Source organism: Paratractidigestivibacter sp., assembly GCF_052362415.1.
GTDB lineage: Bacteria > Actinomycetota > Coriobacteriia > Coriobacteriales > Atopobiaceae > Paratractidigestivibacter.
Map to the genome: position 1 here is coordinate 1 of NZ_DAWEMK010000077.1, position 8,657 is coordinate 8,657.

Genomic DNA, 8,657 nt, shown 5'->3' on the forward strand with positions numbered 1-8,657 from the left:
CCGGGTCGATCACGGGGGCGGGCTTCGCCTCGTGTTGCTGCGGGGCTGCGGCCTTTTGCGCGGCCACGCTCTCGGGTTCCTGCTCCCGAGCTGCGCCGGGCTCCTGAATCGCCTCGGGACCAGGCTCGGCGGCGACCTCAGTGTTGGCGGCGGCATCGGTCTCGAAGACGAACTCGATGCCGGTGTTGGCCACATCGTCGATAACTGACTCGGTAGCGGCATCAACCTCAGCATCTGCGGCAGCCTCGGCCTCTGTAACGGCCTCGGCGACTATCCGCTTGTCCGTCGGTGCGGTCTCCTCCGCGGACGTGGGCACCGGCTCGGAATCGGCGGCGGGCTCCGGCGCGGGCTTCTTCTTCTCGATGTGCTTGGGTTTCTGCGGCTTGACGTTCTTCACGCCGCGCTGGCGCTTGAACGACTTCGTGGCCGCCGACTTGCCGCTGTTCTTCTGGGCGCGCGCGAGCGCCTGATCGTACTCCTCGTTCGCGAGGACCGTCACAAAGATGGCGCCCTTCTTGAAGACGGTGAGCTTCACGCACTCGCTGAGCGCCTCAAAGAGCGAGCGCGCGTCAACGAACCCGAGGTCGGCGGGGTCGAGTCCATCGGCCTCGAGGACCTCGGCGGCGCGTGAGAGGGCGGTCTGCTTGCCAACCCCGAGCTCGCGGGCAAATAGTCGGTACAGGTACAGGCGGTGGCCAGGCTTTATTTGTGTCATGTTCGGGCCTTTCGCGCGGGAAGAAGCGCGGCGGGCCGCCCGGCTCGTCGCGCGCTGTTTTTCGACTCTTTAGCTTACTACCCAATCGGCGCGGAGACGCGTCCACGTCGGCAGGCGGGCGCGTCCCCAGCTACACGATGAGCGCGAGCAGCGGGATGGAGATGACCGACGCGATGATCGCGACGAAGGTCGACTGCATCATCGGCTTGGTGTCCGCGCCGTACGCGAGGCAGAAGAGCACGCCGACGCTGGCCACCGGCATCGCGGCGCCGATGACGACGACCCCGCGAACGAAATCGTCGGCGATGAGCGGCCGCAGGACGAGGAGCATCGCCACGGGCACAATGAGCAGGCGGGCGATGGCGGCGACGTAGGCACGCCAGTTGGAGAGCATCGACACGGGCTCGTAGCCGGCGAGCGTCCCGCCCGTGACCAGCAGCGCCGCGGGCGTGGTCAGGTTGCCGACGACCTGCATGCCGCTGCCAAGAAAGCCGAGGTTGTCCACGCGCAGGAGCACGAGCGCGACAAGTACGAGGCTCGCGATGAAGGTCGAGTTCACGCAGCTCTTGAGGAACGAGACGATCTTCTGTCCCCACGCGAGCTCGGAGTCGCCTCCGGCCGTGCCTGCTGCCGTGCCGTCCGCTGCCCGGAGCGCGGCGCTGTCGCGGATCATCTGCTCGCCCGCGCTGTAGAGGATGAGCGACTCCGGGATCGCGGCGATGGCGGCGTAGAGCACGGCACGCGGACCGTAGATGGCCGAGAGCACGGGGTAGCCGATGAAGCCGACGTTTCCGAACACGACGACGAACCGGTAGATGCCGCGCTCGGCGGCGGAGGAGCGCATGAGCGCCGGGATCGCGAGGGCGAGCAGGTAGGCGATGGCGTAGCCGATGGCCGAGTAGAACATGAGCTCGAGGACGACGGGTGCGTCCGGCAGGCCGTCGGTGCCGAACGCGGAGCCCACGACGAGGCAGGGCAGGGCGATGTTCACGATGAGCCGCGAGAGCTTGGTGTTCAGGTCCTCATCGAGGTAGCCGAGCCTGGCGGCGAGGTATCCGACGAGGATGGGGATGCAAAGGACGAGCATCTGGTTGATAACGTGCGTGAATTCCATGGGGCGGGCGCTTCTTTCTGTTCGACAAGCCCATGGTAGTCGCGCCGCGCCGCGCGCCGACTCTCGGCGACAAGCTGTAACGTGTTGGCGGTGCCTTTTGGCCGAGGTCCGCCGACCCGCGCAGCCGTTCAAGGACTGCCTCGGATGCCGGCGCGGGGCACGTGGCATACTAGTTTCTGCTCAAAAACACTCGTGCGATGGCAAGAGGGGCTTCTTGCCCGGCTCGCCATTGGAGGTATAGATATGAACGCAAAGAAGCTCGCCGGGGCGCTCGCCGTCGCGGCCGGATCCGCCGTCGCGGTGACGGGCGCGGCCTGCGCCGTCCTGGCGCCGCGCCACGGAGACCCCGTGATCGACCAGCAGTGGCGCGAGATCGCCCGATACCGTTACGCGCACCGCGGCCTGCACGGCGAGGGCGCGCCCGAGAACTCGATGGCCGCGTTCCTGCGTGCCCGCGAGCACGGTTTCGGCGTGGAGCTCGACGTCCACCTGACCGCCGACGGCGAGCTCGTCGTCATCCACGACTCGGACATCCGGCGCATGTGCGGCCGGGAGGGCATCGTGGAGCGCATGACCTTGTCTGAGCTGCTGGAATGTCGACTCGCGGGGACCGATGAGCAGATCCCGACGTTCAGCGAGGCGCTCAGTGTCTTCGACTGCGACCCCACCGGCGAGTCCGAGCTGCCGGCGCCCGTGATCGTTGAGCTAAAGACGCTCGACGACAACCACGCCGAGCTCTGCGAGCGCGCCATGCGCTGCCTCGACGACCACCTGGTGCGTTATTGCGTCGAGAGCTTCGACCCGCGCGCGGTCGCGTGGATGCGCCGCCATCGTCCCGAGGTGATCCGCGGCCAGCTCGCGGAGAACTTCTGGCCCGACGCGGACCGGCCGCTGTACGTGCGCGTCGGCGGCACGGCGCTTCTGGGCAACGTGGCGGCGAGGCCCGACTTCGTGGCGTACAAGTTCTCCGACTGCGACAATCCGGCGGTGCGTCTGAGCTGCGGGCTTCTGGGAGCGCATCTCGTGGCATGGACGCTGCGCAGCGAGCGCGAGCGGCCGAGGCCGCCGGCGCAGTGCCGATCTTCGAGGGCTTCTTGCCGGCGTAGGGCCCTACAGCGTGATGCCGCGGCTCCAGTCGCCGCCGTCCTTGGCGGCGCGGTTGCGCAGATTCTCGATGGTGCCCTGCATGCCGTGGGGCGCGTAGCCGTCGAAGCTGCTGAGGTCGGCGGGGATGTAGGCCGCGAGGCTCATCTCGGCGGTCTGCACGGGGTTCTTTGGCGCGGGTCCGGGAACGGCGACGTAGGAGTTCACGCGGGCGCCCTGCGCGCCGAGGCGGATCTCGTACTCGCTCATGGGGTCGTCGGGGTGCTCGGCACGGGCGTCCCGGCTTTGCCAGGTGAGCTCGTAGCCGGCGAGGGGAATCTGCGTGAGCGCGAAGTCGAAGAGCGGCTGGCTGTCGGTGCGCAGGCGGACCTCGCCTCCGGGTGCGAGCACTTCTCGGTAGTCCATGAGGCGCTCGAGGTTGACGAGCCGGCCCGCGGAGTCGCGCTTGCGAGGGAACGGCGTGGGGAAGTTCAGGTAAATGACGCCCAGCTCGGCAGGGGAGAACATCTCGCGGATGCGCATGCCGGTGCCGGGGACGAAGACGACGTTCGGCAATTCGGACTCGAAGCCGTGCTGCGCGGCGTAGGCGATGCAGACGGGCTCCGAGTCCATGCCGACAAAGAGCACGTCGGGCTCGCGCCGCGCCGCCTCGACGGTGAAGGAGCCCTTCCCGCAGCCGAGGTCGAGCCGGACCTCACGGAACGGCTCGGATCCGACGGGCGCGCAGGCGGCGGCCCAGCGGCCTGCCCATGTGTAAGGGTCGGGCTCGATGTAGTCGCGGTACCGCTCGAGGCGCTCCTCGAGGACGAAGTGTTTGGGCAGCCGCGCGTGCATTCCGTGCATGGCACTCCTTGCGTGAATTCGTGGTCCAAAACCAACGCGGTGTTGGTCAGAGGAGGTCGTCGAGGGTCGAGCCGTAGCTGGGCAGAAACTCGGCCACGAAGTCGGCGACCTCGGGGAGCTCGGCGGCGAGGTCGTCCACCGCGGCGCGGCAGGTCGCCTCGGCGCTCGCGAACTCAGTATTGCCGGCGCGCCGCTCGTCGACGCACTTGATCAGCGCCGAGAGCTTGTCCGCCGCCTTCACCAGGCGCCGCAGGTACGCGTCGCCTTCCGCCTCGGCGAGTCCTTCTCCCGCAGCAGGCGAGAAGTACCCGGCGTACGCCCCGCGCAGGTCCTCGGGCAGCGTCCCCAGCAGTCGCGCCTCCGCCCCCGCCTCGACGGCCTTGTACGCGTCGCGGATCGCGGGGTCGTGGTACTTCACCGGGGTCGGCATGTCGCCCGTGATGATCTCGCTCGCGTCGTGGAAGAGCCCGAGTACCGCCGCACGGTCCGCGTCGAGGTCGCGCCCGTGCCGGACCCGGCCGAGCGTCGCCAGCATGTGCGCGATGAGCGCCACGTCGATCGCGTGCTCGCTCAGGTTCTCCGGGCGCGAGCTCCTCATGAGGGCCCAGCGCTCGATGTACTTCATGCGGGAGAGAATGGCCAGAAAATGGGACTCGCGCGCCCCCGAGGCGGAGACGCGCGAGTCAGGAGCCGGCCGTGTGGGGCGCTCGGGCACTAGTCCTGCTCCTCCTGGATCTTCTGGAAGGTGGCCATGAGCGGCGGCACCATCTGCTTCTTGCGGGAGACGACGCCGGGGAGCACGGCCATGCCGTCCTTGACGTCGACGCCCCAGGCGCGGTGGATGACGTCCTCGGCGCCCTCGCCGAAGTAGAGCAGCTCGGTCGTGGAGCTCTTCACGTCGGTGAACATGTAGAACACCATCGGGAGCTCCTCGTTGGCCGCGGCCTCCTTGAGGTAAGGCCCGACGAGCTTCTCGGCGGCCTTACGGGAGTTCTCGGTCATGAAGGAGCCCTGGCCCACGCCGAACTTGACGTTGCCGCGCGAGAAGACCTTGAAGTCCTGGTGGAAGACCTCGTCGGCGGAGCGGCCGGTGAGGTCGGCGCCGGCCTCGAACATCGCGTCGGAGTAGCTGGGGATGTCCTCGCCGCAGATCTTCGCGAGGGCCTCGCCGGCGTTGACGTCCATCGAGGTGCAGGTGGGGGAGCGGAAGGCGAGGGTGTCGGACATGATGGCGGAGAGCATCAGGCCGGCGATGTCGCGCGGGATCTCGAGGCCGGCCTCCTGGTACATCTGGTAGATGATGGTGCTCGTGCAGCCGACGGGCATGTTGCGGAAGAGCGCGGGGGCCTCGGTCTCGATGGAGCCGATGCGGTGGTGGTCGATGATCTCCATGATCTCGGCCTGCTCGAGGCCCTCGACCGCCTGGCTGCGTTCGTTGTGGTCGACGAGGATGACGTGCTTCTTTTTCGCGGAGAGAAGGCTCGGGGTGTTGACGAGGCCGACGTACTTGCCGTTCTCGTCGATGACGGGGAAGAACCGGTGGCGCGAGCTCGCGATGGTCTTCTTCGCGTCGTCGACGGCGGTGTTCACGCTGAACTTGATGGTGGCCTTCTCGGGGATCATCTTCGCGCGGACGGGGATGGACATGCAGATCAGGCGCGCGGCGGCGTAGGTGTCGTAGGGCGTGGCGATGATGGTGCAGCCGCGGCTCTCGGCCGACTCCTTGACCTGGGCCGAGACGTGCGCGCCGCAGCAGACGACGATGCAGCTCGCGCCGGCGCCCACGGCGAACTGCTGGGTCTCGTAGCGGTTCGTGACGAGTACGAGGTCGCCGGCCTTGACGGTGTCCTCCATCATCTCGGGGGTGGTGCCCACGCGCAGGCTGCCGGCCTCGACGCGAGCCTCGGGGTCGCCGAGGACCATCTCGCCGTTGAGGGTGCTCACGATGTTTGCGAACTTGGTCTTGGAGTTGCCGAGGACCTCGATGTCGAAGATGTCGAGGTTCGCGTTGGCGATGTCCTTGGTGGCGATGAGGCCGAGCAGGTTGTCGTCGCCGTCGGTGATGGAGAGCGTGTCGCACTTGGAGTCGCGCATGACGTTCCACGCCTCGAAGAGGCTGGTCTCGGCGTCGATGCCGGCCTGCTTCTGGACCTCGGTGTCCTTGATCTGCGGGGTCACGGAGGTGATCAGCGGAGGCTCAGAGAAGCCGAAGTGCTTGAGCGCGAAGGCGGTCTCGCGGTTGACGGCGCCGGCGCGGCGGGCCTCGTAGATGGTGGTGTCGCCGGTCTTGTTCTTGAAGTAGGCGTAGGCGATCGCCGAGCAGATGCTGTCGGTGTCGGGGTTGAGGTGGCCAATGATGTTGACCTTGCGGATTGCCTCGGGCATTCGTTCCTCCAAAGCACGGGCGGATTTTGAGTCAATCCTGTATTCTGCCACGTCACGGGCGCCGCGGGGGACCGCGGCGCCCCTACACACGAAACAAGCAGCCTAAAGGTGCAGCACGCGGTCGCGGATCTCCTCGGTGCGGCCCTGGTTCCAGAACTGCGTGCCGATGTAGCCGCAGGTGCGCCGGGCGACGTTGAGCTTGGACTGGTCGCGGTTGCCGCAGTGCGGGCACTCCCAGACGAGCTTGCCGTCGTCCTCCACGATCTTGATCTCGCCGTCGTAGCCGCACACCTGGCAGTAGTCGCTCTTTGTGTTGAGCTCGGCGTACATGATGTTGTCGTAGATGTAGCGCATGACGGCGAGGACGGCCTCGAGGTTGTCCTGCATGTCGGGGACCTCGACGTAGGAGATCGCGCCGCCGGGGCTCAGGCGCTGGAACTCGCTCTCGAACTTGAGCTTGGTGAAGGCGTCGATCTTCTCGGTCACGTGGACGTGGTAGGAGTTCGTGATGTAGCCCTTGTCCGTGATGCCGGGGATCACGCCGAAGCGCTTCTGGAGGCACTTGGCGAACTTGTAGGTGGTCGACTCCAGCGGCGTGCCGTAGAGGGAGTAGTCGATGTTCTCGGCCTCCTTCCACTCGGCGCACTTGTCGTTCATCTTCTGCATGACGGCGAGCGCGAAGGGCGTGGCCTCGCGGTCGGTGTGGCTGTGGCCGGTCATGGCCTTGACGCACTCGTAGAGGCCGGCGTAGCCGAGGCTGATGGTGGAGTAGCCGCCATAGAGCAGGGGGTCGATCGGGGCGCCCTTGGGCAGGCGGGCGAGCGCGCCGTACTGCCACAGGATCGGCGCGGCGTCCGAGAGCGTGCCGCACAGGCGGTCGTGGCGGGCGCGCAGCGCGCGGTGGCAGAGCTCCAGGCGCTCGTCGAAGATGTCCCAGAACTTGGCCATGTCGCGGTCGGCCGAAAGCGCCACGTCGGGCAGGTTGATGGTGACGACGCCCTGGTTGAAGCGGCCGTAGTACTTGGGCTTGCCCGGCTCGTAGTTCTTTGCGCGGGCGACGTTGTCGTAGCCGTTGCCGGTGCGGTCGGGGGTGAGGAAGCTGCGGCAGCCCATGCAGGTGTAGACGTCGCCGTTGCCCTCGGTCTCACCCTTGGAGAGCTTGTACTCGCGCATCTTCTTCTCGGAGATGTAGTCGGGCACCATGCGCTTGGCGGTGCACTTGGCGGCGAGCTTGGTGAGGTAGTAGTACTGACCGGACTCGTCGACGTTGTCCTCCTCCAGCACGTAGATGAGCTTGGGGAAGGCGGGGGTGATCCACACGCCGGCCTCGTTCTTCACGCCCTGATAGCGCTGGCGCAGCATCTCCTCGATGCACAGGGCAAGGTCGGCCTTCTCCTGCTCGTTGCGCGCCTCGTTGAGGTACATGAAGACGGTGATGAAGGGCGCCTGGCCGTTGGTGGTCATGAGGGTGACGACCTGGTACTGGATGGTCTGCACGCCGCGGGCGACCTCCTCGCGCAGGCGCTTCTCGACGATCTGGTTGATCTTGTCCTCGCCGGGGTGCGCGTCGATGGCCTCCATCTCGGCGTAGACCTGGCGGCGGATCTTCTTGCGCGAGACGTCGACGAACGGCGCGAGGTGCGTGAGCGAGATCGATTGCCCGCCGTACTGGCAAGAAGCGACCTGCGCGATGATCTGCGTGGCGATGTTGCAGGCGGTGGAGAAGCTGTGTGGGCGCTCGATGAGCGTGCCCGAGATCACGGTGCCGTTCTGCAGCATGTCGTCGAGGTTGATGAGATCGCAGTTGTGCATGTGCTGCGCGAAGTAGTCGGCGTCGTGGAAGTGGATGATGCCCTCGTTGTGGGCGGCCACGATGTCGGCGGGCAGCAGCTCGCGCATGGCCAGGTCCTTGGAGACCTCGCCGGCCATGTAGTCGCGCTGGACGCTGACGACGGTGGGGTTCTTGTTGGAGTTCTCCTGCTTGACCTCCTCGTTGTTGCACTCGATCAGCGAGAGGATCTTGTCGTCGGTGGTGTTCTTCTGGCGCTTCCGGGCCTGCACGTAGCGGTAGATGATGTAGCGGCGGGCGACCTCGAAGTGGTCGAGGGCCATGAGCTGGTCCTCGACGAGGTCCTGGACCTCCTCGACCGTCACGGTGTGGCCGGCCTCCATGCACTCGTCGGTGACGTTGAGGGCGGCGAACTTGATGCTGCGCTCCGAGAGGCGCTGCTCCTCGGGAACCTCGAGGTTGGCCGCGCGGATGGCGTTCTCGATCTTCTCGACCTCGAAGGTGACCTCCGAGCCGTTGCGCTTGATGATCTTCATGGTCGACCTGGCTTTCCGAAAAATCGGCGCGCCCGTGCGGCGCGCCGTTGAATGCCTGTGCTTGTGTTCGCGAATTACTATGCCACAAGACCTTGTGTTTAGGATGTTCATTCGACCCAATATATTGTTAGATTTGGTCTTGACATTGTTAACCGGTTGTCTATGCCGGAG

6 protein-coding genes and 2 pseudogenes are annotated in these 8,657 nt (G+C 66.5%); 1 reads left to right on the forward strand and 7 read right to left on the reverse strand.

Features of this window, described 5'->3' with window-relative positions:
- From ACT84W_RS07805 to ACT84W_RS07815, 3 genes and pseudogenes are all read right to left on the reverse strand, one after another.
- Positions 1–715: pseudogene (locus ACT84W_RS07805) on the reverse strand (hypothetical protein); the annotation flags it as partial.
- 130 nt (positions 716–845) lie between these two features.
- On the reverse strand, positions 846–1,829 hold the full coding sequence (locus ACT84W_RS07810; protein ID WP_444328795.1) for an AEC family transporter: 984 nt from the start codon (positions 1,827–1,829) through the stop codon (positions 846–848).
- Positions 1,830–2,009: 180 nt separating this feature from the next.
- Positions 2,010–2,351: a hypothetical protein gene (locus ACT84W_RS07815; RefSeq protein WP_444328796.1), complete on the reverse strand. Its 342-nt coding sequence runs from the start codon at positions 2,349–2,351 to the stop codon at positions 2,010–2,012.
- Between ACT84W_RS07815 and ACT84W_RS07820 the strand changes: the two are divergent.
- Positions 2,262–2,720, forward strand: a pseudogene (locus tag ACT84W_RS07820) (glycerophosphodiester phosphodiesterase family protein); the annotation flags it as partial. The gene ACT84W_RS07815 and the pseudogene ACT84W_RS07820 overlap by 90 nt on opposite strands.
- Positions 2,721–2,939: 219 nt before the next feature.
- Here the strand turns inward: ACT84W_RS07820 and trmB are convergent.
- The 4 genes from trmB to nrdD all read right to left on the reverse strand — a co-directional run bounded on the left by trmB (position 2,940) and on the right by nrdD (position 8,486).
- Positions 2,940–3,776 (reverse strand): tRNA (guanine(46)-N(7))-methyltransferase TrmB, encoded by an 837-nt coding sequence (trmB, locus tag ACT84W_RS07825; protein ID WP_432290158.1) that lies wholly within the window; start codon positions 3,774–3,776, stop codon positions 2,940–2,942.
- 46 nt (positions 3,777–3,822) lie between these two features.
- Positions 3,823–4,401, reverse strand: coding sequence for a 5'-deoxynucleotidase (yfbR, locus tag ACT84W_RS07830; protein WP_444328798.1), 579 nt, complete (start codon positions 4,399–4,401; stop codon positions 3,823–3,825).
- Between the two features lie 89 nt (positions 4,402–4,490).
- Entirely contained in the window at positions 4,491–6,161 is a 1,671-nt protein-coding gene (locus ACT84W_RS07835) for a putative manganese-dependent inorganic diphosphatase (RefSeq protein WP_444328797.1), read from the reverse strand.
- A 102-nt stretch (positions 6,162–6,263) separates the two neighbouring features.
- On the reverse strand, positions 6,264–8,486 hold the full coding sequence (nrdD, locus tag ACT84W_RS07840; RefSeq protein ID WP_432290159.1) for an anaerobic ribonucleoside-triphosphate reductase: 2,223 nt from the start codon (positions 8,484–8,486) through the stop codon (positions 6,264–6,266).
- Between the last annotated feature and the right edge of the window lie 171 nt (positions 8,487–8,657).

What these genes read in the sequence shown, in the direction of transcription:
- ACT84W_RS07810 (WP_444328795.1), bottom strand. Translation starts at nt 1,829, where the DNA reads ATGGAATTCACGCACGTTATCAACCAGATGCTCGTCCTTTGCATCCCC.
- trmB (WP_432290158.1), bottom strand. Translation starts at nt 3,776, where the DNA reads ATGCACGGAATGCACGCGCGGCTGCCCAAACACTTCGTCCTCGAGGAG.
- yfbR (WP_444328798.1), bottom strand. Translation starts at nt 4,401, where the DNA reads ATGAAGTACATCGAGCGCTGGGCCCTCATGAGGAGCTCGCGCCCGGAG.
- ACT84W_RS07835 (WP_444328797.1), bottom strand. Translation starts at nt 6,161, where the DNA reads ATGCCCGAGGCAATCCGCAAGGTCAACATCATTGGCCACCTCAACCCC.
- nrdD (WP_432290159.1), bottom strand. Translation starts at nt 8,486, where the DNA reads ATGAAGATCATCAAGCGCAACGGCTCGGAGGTCACCTTCGAGGTCGAG.